Genomic DNA, 16,798 nt, shown 5'->3' with positions numbered 1-16,798 from the left:
TGCAAAGAATTTTAGGCACTGCAAGAAATGTATCCAATAAAATGGATTGAATTGCTCTTTCTTGAGAATGAAGATTCTAAATTTATGCCTAATGGTAGACAGCGACCAGTGACCAGTGACCAGTGACCAGTGACCAGTGACCAGTTAATCTTCATACTTAAAAGTAGAGGTTGGAATAATGAAGGATGCTAACCGCCGTAAGTTTTTGCTGGGAACGCTTTCAGGATTTTTTGGCGGTGTAATAGGAATCTTGAATCGGGGAAGGCAGACAGTGGCTGCGCCTGCAAAGTCCTCACCAGAAACACCAAATTTATTTAGACAAGTTATTACATTTGCCAATGGTATTTCGCTAGAACTAGTCACACATAATGATGAATTTCTTGGCATCGGTCAAATCAAGGCTGGAAACAACCTATTGCGTAGTGGACGAAGACCAATGTTTGTTGAAATTTGTAATCCTAGCGCAGTGACTCTTTGCAATTACACGATCGCACAACAGAATATTACAAGTATTTTAGTTCAGCTGAAATTGTCCATGCATTACCGTGAAGGTGGTCTAATGGAGTGGATGCTCCATACTGTTCGGAACCGTTACAACACATCCGATTGGACTGCTGAACCTCAAAAAGCTACTGATACTGTTTTATGGTTGGAAATTCGTCCGGTCACGCGTAGTATTGGCGATCGCAAATACGTAGGCTTAAGTTATCAATATCGCTATCAAAGCCAAAGCATTCCTATTTATAAAATACTCGATCGCGGTACTTGGGAACTAGATGGTCGTGCAGTGGGTAATGAGTTTTGGATGCGTAACTCTTTTGCACCTTCTATTGCGCCGATTAATTCAGTAGAGGAATTTTACTCGACCGAATGGTATCTACCGTCTGCTAAAAATCCCAACGTCTTTCAATTTATACCACTGCAAACAGCTTTACAAGGCTTTACCTTTACATCAGGACGATCCGATACATTAGTAACTTGGGCAACAAAAGTCAGTCATATCCGTTCGTTGTTTGAAAAACCGCACGGTGTGGATGAAATTATTCACTGGCACCAACACTGCGCTGATTTGGGTCAAGAATTGGTTACCTCACCGATGGAGGTACTATGGGCACCCGGTGAACTAGACCGTGTTGGACAAACTAATGCTTATGAAGCAGTACGAGAATTAGTACACGAAACGCTACACACTGACATAGGTATGCGTCGCGAACGAATAACGACCTATGGGCTGATTGAACAATGGGATAATGCGAATTTCAAACAATATACCGAAGTGGCATTGCCAAAACTGCTAGAATCTGGTGTAAAAATGGTTGCATTGGCAAACCATTTCCAAAATAATATGAATACCTTTGGGGTCGGTAATATGGCATGCACTATTGACCTGAAGGTTGCAGATTCAGTTGGTGAAGAAAATTTGCGGAATTTTTGTCATAAAACAAAAGCTGGTGGTGCCATAGTTCAGATGTGGGGCAATACAGCTTTATCAACTTTTGGTCTCAAGCAATGGGAGCGCAATGGTGCAAAAAATCGCCTTGACTATTTACCGAAAGAAGGATCGATAATGGAAGCGATAGAGCGATCGCAAGACCCTTTTGTTCGTAACCCTTCCAATGCTATTGAAGCCGATCACTACACGCCTGTTTTCGCCGTACTCAATTTACGAGATCCAGTTATACGCGAATACTGGCTTAAGCGTTGGAAGCAGGCACATGATGAAATAGGGCTTGAAGCTATTTTCTTAGATAGTTCAACCAATCTCTCTAGTGATAAATTCCACTTTATCCAACTTGCAGATACTAGTTTGAGAAATGCTACAAGTAATGCTCAACAATTATTTACTTATCGCCCAGCAAAAAATTCACCCTCAACAATTCTGTCACAGTACCATGCCCACTTAAAATTGATGACGGAAATGCAAACAATTGGCTACCGCTACTGTGGAGAAGACATCGGCGTATTCGGAGTCCATCGCACTGGTCCTAGTCTTCTAGCTAAGCTGAATTATTTGCCATTGTGGATGGATTGTCTGACTGATTTCGATACGCTAACTTTACAGAAAGCAGGAGTCGATCCCAATGACATATTTTTCCGTGGTTTGGCTTACCGGATGATGTGGTACGTATTTTGGGATATCAAGACCGAGCAAATCAGCTTTAATTACGGCAGCGTGCGTGGTGATTTCGATAAACCGAACACTTGGCATATTTCACTATTTAAGGTATTTAACAAAGTTAACGACTTGATGATTAACCGCGAGATTTTACCTAATGAACAGGGTGTTGTGTACCGTACTGCTCGTCAGCAAGTTCTTTGGGCTTTCCACAATTTTAATTTCAAGCTTCCTGGTAGTTCAGTAGTGCGTGATGAAACTACGGGTAAAAGTTGGCAAACTCATCGCCTACAGGCTATTAAACACCATGTTTATTATGTAACAACCATAGAGCGATGATGGTTTCATATTGATTTAACTGTAACTGCTAAGTGCAAACCAAGTGCATCTAATAAAGCGTTGAAACAGTAAAATTCAACTTCTTCTTTTTCCAATAAAGTCCGCTCTAGTTTCTCATAACATTCCTGAGCTTGTTCTGACAGTCTATGAATTCCACCTTGTGCTTCAATAACATTTTTTAGAGCTTTTCTTAACATTTTTGGATCGCCTTCTTCCAAAACAACTTCAATATAAGATGCAGCTTCTAATGAATTTTTAAGGTCTTCAATTAGTTTTTTATGATAGCTTGTACTTCTAGGCATCATTCCTACTCCTATAGTTTTTCCAGTATTTTTGAGCTTTTTCAATATCTTTTACCTGGGTACTTTTATCACCACCACATAAGAGGATAATAATTGTTGTTTCTTCCTGCCCAAAATATATTCGATACCCAGAAGCATAATCTATTCTCAGTTCAAAAACTCCTTCACCTACGGGTTTACAATCTCCTAAGTTTCCTTCTTCAACTCGGTCAAGCCTTGCTCTAATTTTAGCTTTTGCTCTTCTGTCTCGTAAAGCATCTAACCAGTTATCAAATAGATTTCTCCCATCTTCTGTAAGGTAAGTCCTAATCTCCCTTGGCTGTACTTCCATACTTGACTAAGTCTTTGAATATAATTCGTAAACTTTTGGTTTTTAATACACGTCGCAGAAATGAAGAAGCTTGAAGAGCAATCTTTGGAAGCCCCGACTAGACCGCAAGATTAGTCGGGGAGAATATTAATTTTTATTAACTAAGCAGCCAGAACAAAATCAACTTCGTCGGTTCCGCCAGTCTCTGATTGCCCCGATGTCAGTTGCTGACCATTGACTTCAACTGCAAAAGGTGTACCATCCAGATTAAGGTTGTAGTCTGTCTTGTCATTGGTATACCCAACACTGGCAATCATTTTACGATTTTGGTCTACGTAAGCAAAAGCCAGCATCTGATTTTTGTTTTGGTTGTTGTCACGCGCCCAAATCACCATGTATTGTTTGCCCTGATAATCAAATATCTTTGGCGGGCGAGTGGGAACATAACGACCAGGGTCGCCGAAGCTTTTATCCAGAAAATCTTGAACCGAACTTGGTTCTACTGTTGCAAAAGCAACTTCTTCTGGAGAGGTTGGTTCAGCATCAGTTTCATCACCACCTCGCGTACCAACAACTTCTTCTTGTCCGCGATTTTTAAAATAATCAACTGCTGCTTTGGTTCCAATGGCACCAACTGCTGCAACACCTGCACCAATCAGTACGTTACGAAGGAGGTTACTTCTGTTACTCATCGTTGCCCCTTTTGGCTAGAAGACACCGTGGACAATCGTATCATTACTGGTTCTCGTTGCTATGATTTTGATTTTAGATTTTGGATTTTGGATTGAGAAAGCTTTGCTTGGACTAAATATCACGCTACGGTCTGTCGCATTCTTTTATAAACTTAGTATTAGTCCCTTTGTTCTTAAGCTTTTAGTCGCTCACTAACGAGAAACGCTGCAAGTTCTATTGCTGCTTTCATACTTGTAGCATCAGCTATGCCTTTACCTGCAATATCAAATGCAGTACCGTGATCGGGGGATGTCCGAATGAAAGGCAAACCAATGGATGTATTGACGGCTCGATCGAATGCCATGAGTTTTACTGGAATTAAACCTTGATCGTGGTACAAAGCAAGGTAAGCATCAGCAGGATTTTGGATTGTGCTATTTCCGTACCAGGCTTGACCGGGTTTGACCCACATTGTATCTGGTGGAATCGGACCGTCTATTTGTAAATTTGGGCGATTTTTACGCTCTTGTTCTATCCAAGGTATTAACCATTCTTGTTCTTCCCGTCCTAATTGTCCCTGTTCGCCACTGTGAGGGTTTAAACCTGCGATCGCAATTCTCGCTTTTTTTAACCCAAAGTCTTTTTCCAAACACTCTACCAACAAGTCCAGTTTTTCTGTCATGAGTTGTGGTGTCAGCACCTGAGGGACTTGACTGAGGGGGATATGTGTTGTTACTAGCAATGTGCGAAGTAACCAGCTTGTATGAGGCGATCGCGCTACGAATAACATACCCACACGTTTTGCACCTGACTTTTCTGCCAAAAGTTCTGTTTGACCTGGGTAATTGTATCCTGCTGCTTTCCATGCTGATTTTGCTATTGGACCTGTCACGATCGCATCAAATTGACCTGCAAGTGTATAATTAATAGCTGCCTCCATGTAAGCAAAACTTGCCGAGCCACTCGCTGCATTACCCTGACCGATAACGATATTATCTTGAAAAGGCAAAGCTGCTGCTACATCAAGAACGGAAAGTTTTTCTGGATTTACCAATGGTTCTGAATTAGCCGTTTTGTTAAAAATAGTATAAAATTTTACTATTAATTCTTGACTACCAACCACCGTGACATCGCAATTTTCCCTGACAGCTGGGTCTGCTAAAGCTTTTAGAATAACTTCCGGACCGATTCCGGCTGGATCTCCTAATGTTACTGCCAAACGTAATTTACGCATAATGTAGGGGAGTAGGGAGTGGGGGGTGGGGAGTGGGGAGTGGGGGCTGTTTCTTACCCATTCCCTATTCCCTATTCCTCATTCCCCTTCACAATTATTAACCTAAGTCTAATACTACAGGAGTGCTTTCAAGCATCTGGTAGACTTAACTTAATGAAATACTTTGCAAAGGAGATTTGAGATTATGGGCGGCGAAATGTTTAATGCAGCTCTACTGTCTTTCGGTTTGATCTTTGTAGGCTGGGCTTTAGGTACATTGTTGCTAAAAATCCAAGGGGCAGAAGAAGAGTAACCGCCTCAAAAGTATAAAGTATTAAGGATGAAACGCAGCTTCGTTGTTTAAAGTACTGACTTTTTATCCTTAATGCTTTCTTGTGTAAATTTTTGTAGACATGAGTTATTCTGATAATATTCTATAATAATTTTTGTTACAAACTCTCATGACATTATTAATAGTTGGTGCCACTGGCACCTTGGGAAGGCAAGTTGCTCGTCGTGCGATCGACGAGGGTTATAAAGTCCGTTGTCTTGTCCGGAGTGCTAAGAAAGCCGCATTTCTTAAAGAGTGGGGAGCAGAGCTAGTACCTGGTTCCCTGTCTTACCCTGAAACGCTGAAACCAGCACTTGAGGGTGTAACCGCAGTGATTGATGCGTCTACATCTCGTCCTACAGATTCGCTCAGTATCAAACAGGTAGATTGGGAAGGTAAAGTCTCTCTAATCCAAGCTTCCCGCGCTGCTGGTGTAGAGCGTTTTATCTTTTTCTCCATACTAAATGCTGACAAGTACCCAGAAGTGCCATTAATGGAAATTAAGCGGTGTACGGAACTGTTTTTGGCTGAGTCCGGTTTGAACTACACCATATTGCGCCTTGCTGGTTTTATGCAAGGCTTAATCGGTCAGTATGGAATCCCTGTCTTGGAAGGACAACCTGTTTGGGTGACAGGTGAATCTTCTCCCATTGCCTACATGGATACTCAGGATATTGCCAAATTTGCTGTTCGAGCTTTGAAAGTGCCAGAAACAGAGAAAAAAGCTTTTCCTGTCGTCGGAACTCGTGCTTGGAGTGCAGAGGAAATTATCAGTCTTTGCGAACGTCTAGCTGGAAAAGAAGCTAGGATAACGAGGATGCCAATTAACTTACTCCGCGCCATGCGCCGTGCATTGCGGTTCTTCCAGTGGGGATGGAATGTAGCAGATCGACTAGCTTTTACAGAGGTTTTGGCAAGCGGTAAGCCGTTGACTGCGCCTATGGATGAAGTTTACACAATCTTTGGATTAGATCGAAACGAAATCACAACTTTAGAAACTTACTTACAAGAGTACTTCAGCCGTATAATGAAAAAACTTAAAGAATTAGATTACGAACAAACCAACACTAAAAAACAAAAACCCAAAAAATCACCCTTTAAAAAAGTTAACAGTCAGTAGTCCTCGTTCAATCGTGTAACTACGATTGACTGACGGCAAAGGACAAATGACATAAGGACAAAATAGTCCAAAATGTGTAACGATGATTGAAAGAAAGCGAGTCGCTAAGAATTGGATGTTTGAGTGTGCCCAAAGCAGGCATTATATACAATGATGTTAAACCGGTAGCGGTTCGAATCGCTGTCGAATTAAAAGAAAAGTTCACCACTGCAGGCTGGGATGTTTGCATCACACGTGGTGTCGGTGGGATATTGGGCTATTCAACCCCTGAAAGCCCCGTATGTCACACCCCGATTGAAGGTCTAACACCTCCTGGCTTTGACTCAGAAATGAGATTTGCCGTGGTGTTGGGTGGTGATGGTACAGTTCTAGCAGCGTCCCGTCTCGTGGCTCCTTGTGGTATTCCGATACTAACGGTAAACACGGGTCACATGGGGTTTTTGACAGAGGCTTACCTCAACCAGCTACCCCAAGCGATAGAGCAACTTTTGGCGGGTCAATATGAAGTTGAAGAGAGAGCAATGCTCAGCGTCAAAGTGTTTCGCGGAGATGCTACTCTCTGGGAAGCTCTGTGTTTAAATGAAATGGTGTTACATAGAGAACCATTGACCTCTATGTGCCATTTTGAAATCGCCATAGGTCGTCACGCACCAGTTGACATAGCAGCTGATGGTGTGATTATATCTACACCAACTGGTTCTACAGCATATTCTTTAAGTGCTGGTGGTCCTGTAGTAGCTCCTGGTGTACCAGTATTACAACTTGTACCCATTTGTCCCCATTCTCTAGCCTCTAGATCGCTGGTTTTTCCAGATAGCGACCCTGTTAATATCTACCCAGTCAATACTCCTCGGTTGGTTATGGTGGTAGATGGGAATGGTGGATGCTATGTTCTTCCAGAGGATAGGGTGTATTTGGAGCGATCGCAATACAGCGCCCGATTTATCCGCTTGCAGTCCCCAGAATTTTTTAGAATTTTGCGAGAAAAATTAGGTTGGGGTTTACCACACATAGCAAAACCTACGTCTGTAGAATTGCCGTAATGGTCACTGGTCACGGCCTATGGGTAAAATTTTAAATTAGTCGTTAAGTTTACTGACGATCTTGATTTATATAGCTGATACTTGTACGTGTTACAACAGGGTAGAAAGCTTGTTAAATCAGGATTTTTTATTTTTAAGAAACAATTGCACCTCTCACTGAATCTAAAATATAAAGTATAGAATCTATATGACAGTTGCTCATAACCCTTGTGTTTTAGTTATTGAAAGCGACGAAAGCCTCGCCAATCAGCTTGCTTTTGATTTAAAAGAAGCAGGTTATGAGCCGCTTGTGGCTCATGATGGGATAAGTGGTATACAACATAGTCGGGAACGTCAACCTGCTTTGATTGTGATTGACAGAATGCTAGCAGGAGAGTCTGGGTTGTCATTATGTAAAAGTTTTAGAAGTACTGGAGCTCGATCGCCTGTGTTAGTATTGATGGCGCGGGATACTGTTGACGACCGTGTAGCATGTTTGGAAGCAGGCGCAGATGACTATTTTCTCAAGCCATACAGATCGGAAGATTTTTTGAACTTAGTGCGCTTGTACTTAAAACCAGATATCGATACAACCGAGCAATTGCGTTTTGGAGATTTAGTTTTAGATATAGCAACTCGTCGTGTCGTGCTAAACAGCAAAGCAATTGACTTGACGATGAAGGAATTTGAACTTCTTAAGTATATGATGGAACATCCTCGTGAAGTATTAACTCGCGAACAAATTTTAGAAAACGTTTGGGGTTACGACTTTATGGGCGAATCAAATGTTATTGAAGTTTATATTCGCTACTTACGGTTGAAAATAGAAGATGAAGGTCAAAAGCGACTTATTCAAACCGTGAGGGGCGTAGGTTACGTGTTGAGAGAATCGTAGAAACAGTGACCAGTGACCACTAACAACTAACAACTAACAACTAAAAAAAGCTGTTATGATAAATTGGTTATGCGTGCTATCAATAGTTTTGAGTGTATTGCTGATGAGTTGTTCGACTCAGACATCAGCAGTTTCTCCTACAGCTACTCCTAGTTCTCAAACTCAAGCACCAATGAATCAGGAGAAAGTACCACTTACAACCAATGCAGGTCAACAGTTACCAATTTCAGCTGTTGCAATTGTTCCTGATGGTGCAAAGATTCATTTGGAAGTAGCACAGACACCCCAAGAGCAGGCAATGGGATTGATGTTTCGACCTGCTTTACCTGACGATCGCGGAATGCTCTTTCAATTTCCGTCAGCTTTTCAAGCTAGTTTTTGGATGAAGAATGTACCTGTTCCTCTCGATATGGTCTTTATACTTGATGGTGTTGTAAAATACGTTGCTGTTTCTGTTCCTCCCTGTAACACCATTCCTTGTCCTACCTACGGTCCTGAAACACCAGTTAACCAAGTTATTGAACTACGTTCTGGGCGAGCATCAGAACTTGGTTTGAAAGAAGGATCTCGTGTCAAAATTGACTTTCTTAAGTCCGGTGCTTCGATGAAATGATTTTTTTGCTCGGGGATTTCCAAACAAGGATTTTGTAGAGGCGCAAGGCAATGCGTCCCCAGTACTGCAAGGGATTACGATAATTGAGGTGTCAGAACTCCGCTTTTGCACTTATTGACTGGGGTTCTAATTTCCTCTTATCCGAGTAGTATTAGAATTTCTCTGTGAAGCATTTGTAAAAAAACTATTACGTATATGTAAAGAAAATTTTTATAGGACTAGTATTTGATACAATACTTTTCAGTAAGCGATGCTGTCCTTAAATTCAGATGACGGGTTTGGCTCGCCAAGTAGCGATGAAACGGAGTAATCCGTAATAAATCGAAGAAATTCGGTTTACTGGCTACACCATGACTTAGTACATAATTTTACAAGTTCGTAGAATCACTCCAATTTTCAGTTATTTGGAATTAATACTATAAAAGATATTTCTTTTGACGTAAGTGTAAAGTGTAGTCACTAAGGGAGTATTATCTAAGGAATCTTTCTTAGTGCAGTTGTAGCGAACTGGGGTACTGAGGTAGAAAGGATAAAGCTAAATTGAACAAGAATTTGTGCTATTTAAAACTCAAAAGCTAATGGCACAAAAGTTTGAGTCAATATAAGCCGCCTTTTTCAAGAACATCAGAAAACCGATACAAGTGTTTATCGATGCGTATTTAGCATTTAAGAACACATCGGTGTCGGAAAAATTTTTACTTGATATACTTAAGTACACTTCAATTGCAAATTTTAGGGGGTCAATAAGGGTGTCACCATCAACATATTCTAGGTTTATTCATTTTCTGCAGGAAGATTTAGCAATCTCAACAGCCTGCATGGCAGTTGCTCTTCGTCATCGAGAGCAAGATCCGGGTCCTTTACCCATGATTCTTTGGCAGTATGGCTTAATTACCATCGACCAGTTAGAACAAATATATGACTGGTTAGAAACAGCATAGTGATGATGAGGTCGTTGAGGATAATCTACTATGCGGGATTTGCCCTGCCTTTTACAAAGGCTGATTCATAATGTGATAAATTGCGGACTTTATCACTTTGTCAAACAGAATAAATCTGAGAAGCGGGCGAATGATTCAGCCCGCTTTCTCGTTTAGTTGGTAGTTAGTCGTGGGTAGTTGGTAGTTAGTAGATTATTAAAAAACAAAAAATAATTACAAATTTCTTTAGTTAACAAAGATGCGTAAGTAGTATACAGCGGTAAAAACTATTATATGAAGAAATGTAAGAAATCGTCAAATTTTAACAAATGACAAGCTACAGCCATTTTCAGGTAAATAGACCACAATCGTAGGGGTGCAAGGCATTGCGCCCCTTACAAACGGCGTGGTTCATTTAGATGAAAACTGCTGTAAATATACGATACAATATGCAAAATTTATTTATAAAGAAAAATAAATTGATTTTATTTATTAATAATCGCTCACTGGTCACTGGTCACTGGTCACTGGTCACTGTTAATATTTACAAATTCGCAAATTGCAATCAATAAGAAAAATCAATTGCGAATTGCGAATTGTTTTAGTGAAGGCGAAGTTAATCGCCCTGTAAGAACCATTTATGGAAGTTTTTCATCAATCAGGGGTAACAACTTGTTCGGTTTTAAGATGATTGAGCGACCAACGATGATCTACTTCCATAAAGGACGATTGACAAGCTTCTTCTAATTGCTTTTGTTGTGCAACGGCTTTTCTGAGACTAATAATAAGCTGGTTCACCTGATTCCTTAGGGTTGGGTTGCTGCTGACTGCTGTGAGAGTTTGCCTTTCTAGCAGTTGCAGTATAAGTTCGTAGTGGACAGGTGAAGGCAGAGGAATTTGCTCCATGTAGTTAATTTTTGATTGCAATTTTTGGATAAGTCTACTGAAGTAGAAAGTATAAAGTGTAAAGGATGAAGGAATAGGGAGGCATAAACCTTTCTTACTGTATCCTTTATTCTTTATCCTTTTGGTGATTTGCCATTAAATAAATTGTTACATAAGCCAAAATGATTTGGTTAAAGCCCTAATTTGGCAGGCGATGAAGATTTAGCGAAGAGATTGGTAATGGCTTCCCCTGGATCTGGATGTTTTACGAGAGACTCTCCAATCAGGACACCAGAGACTCCTGCACATTCTACTATTGCTAAATCTTCTGGGGTGTGGAATCCTGACTCACTCACAACTAGAATATTACGCTCTTGTAATAAGTTGCTCCTTGCGGCTATAAGTTCGCAGGTGGTTTGCAAATTAACGGAGAAATCTTCTAAATTGCGATTGTTAATACCTACTAAGGTCACACCATCAAGAGCTAAGACGCGATCGAGTTCTGCTAGAGTATGAACTTCAATCAAAGCTGCCATTTTTAGGGTTTTGGCAATTTTGATGAAGTATTGTAAATCGCGATCGCTCAGTATTGCTGCAATCAACAAGACTGCATCTGCACCCGCAACACGCGCTCTGTACATTTGGTAAGGGTATATAATAAACTCCTTGCACAGCAACGGTATATTTACTTTAGCACGAACCTTGATTAAGTTCTCAAAGCTACCAGAGAAAAACTTTTCATCAGTCAGTACCGAAATACAGATCGCACCGCTTTGTTGATACTTTAGAGCAATTTCCACTGGATCAAAATTCTCCCTTAAAACCCCTTTACTGGGAGAAGCTTTTTTTACCTCAGCAATCAGTGCTGGCTGTGTTTTTGCTTGACGCAGTGCAGCGATAAAATCACGAGTTGGAGGCGCATCCAGTACTTGACGCTGTAACTCTTGTAGCGGTAGCCTTTCCCGCATTAAATCAACTTCTTCTTCTTTATGCCAAACAATTTCCTCTAGGATATTGTTTGGCTGAGCATCAGGCACAGCAACCTGATACCGCATTATGGAAACAGCCACAGATGGATTAGGACGACGGCGACGGATTTGCATAATTGGTCATTGGTCATTGGTCATTGGTCATTGGTCATTGGTCATTGGTCATTTATCCCGTACAAAGGACAAAGGACAAATGACCAATGACAAATTAAGCTACTGCTCGTTTGTATGCTTCGTCTAACACTTCAGAAAGTGTTGGGTGGGCGTGAACCAGATAAGCAAGGGTGTGGACGGATTGACGGTTGGCGATCGCTGCTGAGGCTTCATGGATAATATCCGAAGCGTGCATTCCAAAAATATGGACGCCTAAAACCTCGCCCGTGTCTTTGCGATAGATCACCTTTGCCATACCGTCTGCTTCACCTTCAGCTAGGGCTTTGGAATTGCCTTTGAAGTAACTCTTGGTTGTTCCTACTGCCCATCCTTCTGCGCTACCCTTTTCTTTAGCAGCCGTTTCAGTCATGCCAACGTAACTAATTTCTGGGTGAGTAAACGCTGCGGCGGGAATGCTGGGATAGTCTATTTCTTTATGACGCCCGCAAATATTTTCTACAGCTACAATCCCTTGAGCCGAAGCAGCATGGGCAAGCATCATCTTACCAGTAGCGTCCCCGATAGCCCACAAATTTGGTACTGGTTCACCAGTAGATAGCACAGCCATATTATTGTTAACTGGAATATAATTCCGGCGGTCAAGTTCCACGCCTACAGATTCTAAACCCAAGTTTTGCGTAGCTGGAATGCGTCCGGTTGCTACCAAGCAAGCATCGACTTCCAATACACCCACATCTTCTTTGGTTTTGAAATTAGCTAACTCAATAATGACAGGTGAACCGGGAATCACTTTTTTGGCGTATATTCCTACATAGGTTTCAATGTCGCGATTCGTAATGAGAACCCGTTCCGCAAGTTTGGCAATATCGCGGTCAAATCCCGGCATAAGTTGGTCTAAAGCTTCTACCATGGTGATTTCACTGCCCAATGCCGAGTAAACATCAGAAAATTCCAATCCGATGTAACCACTGCCAATAATTGCTACCCAGTCTGGTAATGATTCTAGTTTTACCGCTTGGTCGCTTGTGAAAACAGTTTTGCCATCTACTTGAATACCGGGAGGAACAAAGGGTACAGAGCCGGAGGAAAGAATAATATCTTTTGCCGTAATAGTTTTTTCACCGCTATCTGTTGTGACAGTGACTTTTTGTGTCCCTGCGACTTTACCCCACCCACGAATAATATCGACACTCAGGCGCTTCAGGCTATTAGTTAAATCACCTTGAATTTTCGCCACAAGATTGTTGGCATGATCGGCAATTAAGCGTCTATCAAACTCAACGTTTCCCAATTGAATACCCAGGGACTTGAGGTGATGAGCATTACGTAATTCCCGCACTCGCCCAGATGCTGCTAACAGAGCCTTGGATGGAATGCAGCCTCGGTTAACACAAGTTCCTCCCATGTCCGCCGCTTCGACAATCGCTGTTTTAAGACCACAGCTAACGGCATGTAGAGCAGCGCCATGTCCGCCCACTCCAGCGCCTAAAATCACTAAATCGTAATCGAACCCTTCACTCACGTTAATCTCCCCGCGTGCATTCACCAACTTTATTTTTAACTGACCAAACGATCAGCGCAAGTATTCATTATTGTGCCGTTGCGCGATCGAGATTATGACTTAAGATACTAGGGGCAAAATTAATAGTATTTTCCAAAGTGTAACATACATTACCAAAAAACCAAAGTAATGTGTAATGTAGGGTGGGCATTGCCCACCACATAAAGCTTGTGTGCGGCATAGCCCTACCTACGTGTATTTCAAATCAGTAAAGCGTTTTAAAATCCTAAGAACACAACATAGCTCATTATCAGGTCGAAACAAGGAAAATTCAGGTGAAAATGCATATTGAGATACTGTATTACGTATGAGTTTAATAAACGTAAAATGACTTCCATTCGTTACTAAACCAAAGGTTGGTTGTTCGGGATTGGGATTTGCCATCATATAGAATAATGCTTGGGCTGTTGCATCCTTAAGAGAGAACCCTGCTTGTTTTGACTCAATAACTGTTACCCAAACTTGCTGCTGTAACACTAAAATATCAATTCGTCCCCAAGCTGTTTTGTTCTCATCTTGTAATGCAACATCTACTCGTTTTTCCAGAACCGGACGAATTGGAGGACGATAAAATCCTGCTAGGGATAGTAGAGGTGAAAGTACCACCATTTTGACTAAGTCCTCTAACATGGAGTATTTATTCAAATAGAGAAACTCAGTTTTCACTCGCTCCAAGGCATCTCTTTCTGACTGACTCAATTCTGGTAAATCATTCTGCCATTCATAAAAAAAGGTGGAGTCGTTGATAACTTGGCGGAGGTTAAATTGATTTTCAACATCACTCAATGTTAGTTCACTGGCTTGGATAACTTGAGTCATAGAGGAATGGGGATGTAATTTGTTACCATATTGCTAGTGTAAACAATTAGTGAATTATAAAAGGTGATATTGTTACAGGACTTACGCAAAAATTGCCAGAAACCCTAATTTATTGAACCGCCAAGACGCCAAGAGCGCCAAGATTTCGTAGAGCGTGCGTAAGTCCTATGTTAGTCAGTAAGCTACTCTCAAGATGAATTTCGATGTCTATGGAACAGCATTCCTCCTTAGAAAAACTGCTAGATTGTCTTGACCACGTGCAAACGCAACGGTTGGTACAAGAACTGGTGGCAAAGCATCCCGAATTGATGGCAGAAATTAAGCATCATGTTAGTTTGATGACTCATCCTGTTGTCAATAAAACACCTTCAGAACTGAAACGTCACATTACCACTGTCGATCCGAAACCTTATCGACAACAAGTGCGCCAAATTCTTCGGGATGCAGCACGCTATATGGAAGATGGTTATGAAGAAGACCCCATTAGTGAAGAGTTGTATAGTGTAGTACAATCTGCTGTGGATTTGTGCGAACGGGGAGATAGTAACAATGCTCTTGTTATTCTAGAAGCAATTACTTCGACTTGTGTGGATAACTGGATTGACGTAGAAGAATATGGCGCTGAAAATGAAGAAATAGTATCAGTATTGAATGATGCGTGGTGTGAAGCAATTCTCACTACTGAACTGATACCAGAGGAAAAAGTGGATATCCAGGTCAATTTAGAAACTTGGCAGAATGAGTGGGATGCTGATTTTGAACTTGCTTTAGAGGCTTTGCGTCAAGGTTGGAATGACCCGCTTCTGATAGAGGTTCTTCAGGGTAAGATTACTGCAAATGGGGTTTGGGAAGGAGAACCACCAGATTGTGCTGATGATTTGGCATTGATTCGGTTGAAAATTCTTGAGCGTGAGGAACGTTACGAAGAGTACTTGTATTTGGCACAAGCAGAAGGACAAACCGAACGTTATTTAACAATGCTTGGTCGATTAGGTCGAATTGAAGAAGCAATGGATGCAGCCCAAACTCAAATGTCTTCAATGGAAGAAGCTTTTGCCTTAGCGAAAACCCTGAAGGAACAGGAATCACTGCAACAAGCATTACATATTGCTCAAGAGGGATTGAAATTACCGGGGAATTGTCAGTATGACTTGGGAATCTGGACAAGCGATTTAGCTGAGGGGTTGAGAGATAAGCAAGTTGCTTTATTTGCCAGAAAGAGTGCTTTTCAAGCTATACCTACTTTTGCTGATTACAGGATAATGGAGGACTTGGCTGGAGAAAAATGGGAAGGTGTAAAAACGGAGTTGTTACAAATACTTGATACTCATAAACGTTGGGGATTAGAAAAGGCAAAAGTTGATATATTTTTGTATGAAGGATTGATTGATGATGCGATCGCTACTGTCTCTGAACGTAATATGTACGATTTAGAGTTAGTTCATAGAGTTATGCAAGCTGCTACAACTCACAATCCTCAATGGGTAATTACAAATGCGTGTCGTTACGCTGAATCAATTATGGATGCAGGTAAGGCTGAACATTACGATGCTGCAGTAGCATGGCTTAAAAAAGCACGTATTGCTTATTTAGAGTCTGGAAGGCAAGTAGAGTGGTTGGCTTATAAAGCTCATCTCATGGAAATTCACGCTCGCAAACGTAAATTGATGGGGTTATTTCAGCAATTAGTCTAAATCATCTTGGGGTGGATGCCAACCTGCAGAAACCCATGCTTGCCTAACACTTAATGCATAAGTATTGTTAAGTTGTAATGCTAAAATAGTTGCACGACCGCCTGGAGTCAGACCCATGATATGTGTACCGTTGTTTGTCCAACTAAAATGTTCAGACCATTTTTGATACCGTGGATTAAACAGCCTAACCTTACAGTTTGTTACAGGGTCTTGTGCATAAATTTGAGTACCTTTAAATCCATTGCATAATCTACAGGAAAGCCATAGGTTTTCTTCATCATCGCTACCACCTAAAGCCTTTGGAATTATGTGTTCAATTTCCAGAATTCCCAACACAGATTTTTGTAGACTTCGGCAATAACCACATTGATTATTAGCCTGTGCTCGTACTCTTTCTCGAACTTCTTTAGCTATTTTGCTAGAACTCATGAGTTTAAAGGTTCCATCAACCCACGTTTCACGGCTTCGCTTAATGCAGTCGCTTTTCGTAGTAGTAATTCTTGATAAATTTGCATTAAGGCTTGCAATTCTGAATATTCTACCTCAGTCATGATACCTGCCTGCTGTCGATCTAGCAACTCACTTAAACGAGCATCTTGTTCAGATTCCATCTGCAATTCCGTCAAAGCCATAACCTGCTCATTAGAGAGTGCGGATATAGGTTCAAAAGCTGCTGCTATCATACTAATTGATGGAATTCCAAATTGGATAGTATCAGCTATGATACTAGCTATATCCCGGTTGGCAAGTCGTGCAAAATGTTCGGCTCGTTTGTAAACTTCATCTGGCAAAGTAATAGTTATTTGATTGCTCATTTTTTACTTTCATTGATTTTTTATATTCTATCATAAATTAGAATAAATTACATTTATTTGCTTAATAG

Annotated in this window: 19 protein-coding genes; 8 read left to right on the top strand and 11 right to left on the bottom strand. The window is 41.1% G+C overall.

Features of this window, described 5'->3' with window-relative positions; all coding sequences use genetic code 11:
* Nucleotides 1-178 precede the first annotated feature (178 nt).
* On the top strand, nucleotides 179-2,455 hold the full coding sequence (locus WA1_RS18200) for a hypothetical protein (RefSeq protein WP_017746372.1): 2,277 nt from the start codon (nucleotides 179-181) through the stop codon (nucleotides 2,453-2,455).
* 5 nt (nucleotides 2,456-2,460) lie between these two features.
* Here WA1_RS18200 and WA1_RS18195 read toward each other — a convergent pair whose 3' ends face one another.
* The 4 genes from WA1_RS18195 to pdxA form a co-directional block, all read right to left on the bottom strand.
* Nucleotides 2,461-2,757, bottom strand: coding sequence for a helix-turn-helix domain-containing transcriptional regulator (locus WA1_RS18195; protein WP_017746371.1), 297 nt, complete (start codon nucleotides 2,755-2,757; stop codon nucleotides 2,461-2,463).
* Nucleotides 2,750-3,088, bottom strand: coding sequence for a type II toxin-antitoxin system RelE/ParE family toxin (locus WA1_RS18190; RefSeq protein ID WP_017746370.1), 339 nt, complete (start codon nucleotides 3,086-3,088; stop codon nucleotides 2,750-2,752). Before WA1_RS18190 ends, WA1_RS18195 begins: the two co-directional genes overlap by 8 nt.
* A gap of 140 nt (nucleotides 3,089-3,228) precedes the next feature.
* Nucleotides 3,229-3,759 (bottom strand): hypothetical protein, encoded by a 531-nt coding sequence (locus tag WA1_RS18185; RefSeq protein WP_017746369.1) that lies wholly within the window; start codon nucleotides 3,757-3,759, stop codon nucleotides 3,229-3,231.
* Nucleotides 3,760-3,932: 173 nt separating this feature from the next.
* A complete protein-coding gene (pdxA, locus tag WA1_RS18180) occupies nucleotides 3,933-4,973 on the bottom strand; it encodes a 4-hydroxythreonine-4-phosphate dehydrogenase PdxA (protein ID WP_017746368.1) in 1,041 nt (346 codons plus the stop codon).
* Nucleotides 4,974-5,157: 184 nt separating this feature from the next.
* Here pdxA and petM point away from each other — a divergent pair, with 184 nt between their 5' ends.
* From petM to WA1_RS18150, 6 genes are all read left to right on the top strand, one after another.
* Nucleotides 5,158-5,265 (top strand): cytochrome b6-f complex subunit PetM, encoded by a 108-nt coding sequence (gene petM / locus WA1_RS18175; RefSeq protein WP_009459657.1) that lies wholly within the window; start codon nucleotides 5,158-5,160, stop codon nucleotides 5,263-5,265.
* A gap of 148 nt (nucleotides 5,266-5,413) precedes the next feature.
* The gene (locus WA1_RS18170; RefSeq protein ID WP_017746367.1) at nucleotides 5,414-6,403 is read left to right on the top strand and encodes an SDR family oxidoreductase; all 990 of its coding nucleotides are present in this window, start codon (nucleotides 5,414-5,416) and stop codon (nucleotides 6,401-6,403) included.
* Nucleotides 6,404-6,528: 125 nt separating this feature from the next.
* Nucleotides 6,529-7,446: an NAD(+) kinase gene (locus WA1_RS18165; RefSeq protein ID WP_017746366.1), complete on the top strand. Its 918-nt coding sequence runs from the start codon at nucleotides 6,529-6,531 to the stop codon at nucleotides 7,444-7,446.
* Between the two features lie 187 nt (nucleotides 7,447-7,633).
* A complete protein-coding gene (gene nblR / locus WA1_RS18160) occupies nucleotides 7,634-8,320 on the top strand; it encodes a response regulator transcription factor NblR (RefSeq protein ID WP_017746365.1) in 687 nt (228 codons plus the stop codon).
* 55 nt (nucleotides 8,321-8,375) lie between these two features.
* Complete coding sequence (locus WA1_RS18155) at nucleotides 8,376-8,933, top strand: DUF192 domain-containing protein (protein WP_026134991.1); 558 nt, start codon at nucleotides 8,376-8,378, stop codon at nucleotides 8,931-8,933.
* A 749-nt stretch (nucleotides 8,934-9,682) separates the two neighbouring features.
* Nucleotides 9,683-9,874 carry a DUF2949 domain-containing protein gene (locus WA1_RS18150; protein WP_051077087.1) on the top strand — a complete coding sequence of 64 codons (192 nt, stop codon included), beginning with the start codon at nucleotides 9,683-9,685 and terminating at the stop codon, nucleotides 9,872-9,874.
* Nucleotides 9,875-10,507: 633 nt separating this feature from the next.
* Here the strand turns inward: WA1_RS18150 and WA1_RS18145 are convergent.
* From WA1_RS18145 to WA1_RS18130, 5 genes are all read right to left on the bottom strand, one after another.
* Nucleotides 10,508-10,759 carry a DUF5340 domain-containing protein gene (locus WA1_RS18145; protein ID WP_017746362.1) on the bottom strand — a complete coding sequence of 84 codons (252 nt, stop codon included), beginning with the start codon at nucleotides 10,757-10,759 and terminating at the stop codon, nucleotides 10,508-10,510.
* A gap of 170 nt (nucleotides 10,760-10,929) precedes the next feature.
* Complete coding sequence (trpC, locus tag WA1_RS18140; protein WP_017746361.1) at nucleotides 10,930-11,841, bottom strand: indole-3-glycerol phosphate synthase TrpC; 912 nt, start codon at nucleotides 11,839-11,841, stop codon at nucleotides 10,930-10,932.
* A 94-nt stretch (nucleotides 11,842-11,935) separates the two neighbouring features.
* Nucleotides 11,936-13,363 carry a dihydrolipoyl dehydrogenase gene (gene lpdA / locus WA1_RS18135; RefSeq protein ID WP_017746360.1) on the bottom strand — a complete coding sequence of 476 codons (1,428 nt, stop codon included), beginning with the start codon at nucleotides 13,361-13,363 and terminating at the stop codon, nucleotides 11,936-11,938.
* 67 nt (nucleotides 13,364-13,430) lie between these two features.
* Entirely contained in the window at nucleotides 13,431-13,583 is a 153-nt protein-coding gene (locus WA1_RS57015; RefSeq protein ID WP_158516648.1) for a hypothetical protein, read from the bottom strand.
* 8 nt (nucleotides 13,584-13,591) lie between these two features.
* Nucleotides 13,592-14,221 (bottom strand): type I restriction enzyme HsdR N-terminal domain-containing protein, encoded by a 630-nt coding sequence (locus WA1_RS18130; RefSeq protein WP_017746359.1) that lies wholly within the window; start codon nucleotides 14,219-14,221, stop codon nucleotides 13,592-13,594.
* A gap of 209 nt (nucleotides 14,222-14,430) precedes the next feature.
* Here WA1_RS18130 and WA1_RS18125 point away from each other — a divergent pair, with 209 nt between their 5' ends.
* On the top strand, nucleotides 14,431-15,915 hold the full coding sequence (locus WA1_RS18125; RefSeq protein ID WP_017746358.1) for an SWIM zinc finger domain-containing protein: 1,485 nt from the start codon (nucleotides 14,431-14,433) through the stop codon (nucleotides 15,913-15,915).
* Here WA1_RS18125 and WA1_RS18120 read toward each other — a convergent pair.
* Both WA1_RS18120 and WA1_RS18115 read right to left on the bottom strand, forming a co-directional pair.
* Nucleotides 15,907-16,344 carry an HNH endonuclease gene (locus tag WA1_RS18120; protein WP_017746357.1) on the bottom strand — a complete coding sequence of 146 codons (438 nt, stop codon included), beginning with the start codon at nucleotides 16,342-16,344 and terminating at the stop codon, nucleotides 15,907-15,909. The genes WA1_RS18125 and WA1_RS18120 overlap by 9 nt on opposite strands.
* The gene (locus tag WA1_RS18115; RefSeq protein ID WP_017746356.1) at nucleotides 16,341-16,730 is read right to left on the bottom strand and encodes a hypothetical protein; all 390 of its coding nucleotides are present in this window, start codon (nucleotides 16,728-16,730) and stop codon (nucleotides 16,341-16,343) included. The genes WA1_RS18120 and WA1_RS18115 overlap by 4 nt, the downstream gene beginning before the upstream one ends.
* Nucleotides 16,731-16,798 lie beyond the last annotated feature (68 nt).

Source organism: Scytonema hofmannii PCC 7110, from assembly GCF_000346485.2.
GTDB classification, from domain to species: domain Bacteria; phylum Cyanobacteriota; class Cyanobacteriia; order Cyanobacteriales; family Nostocaceae; genus Scytonema; species Scytonema hofmannii.
This window is presented reverse-complemented; position numbering and strand designations above follow the sequence as displayed.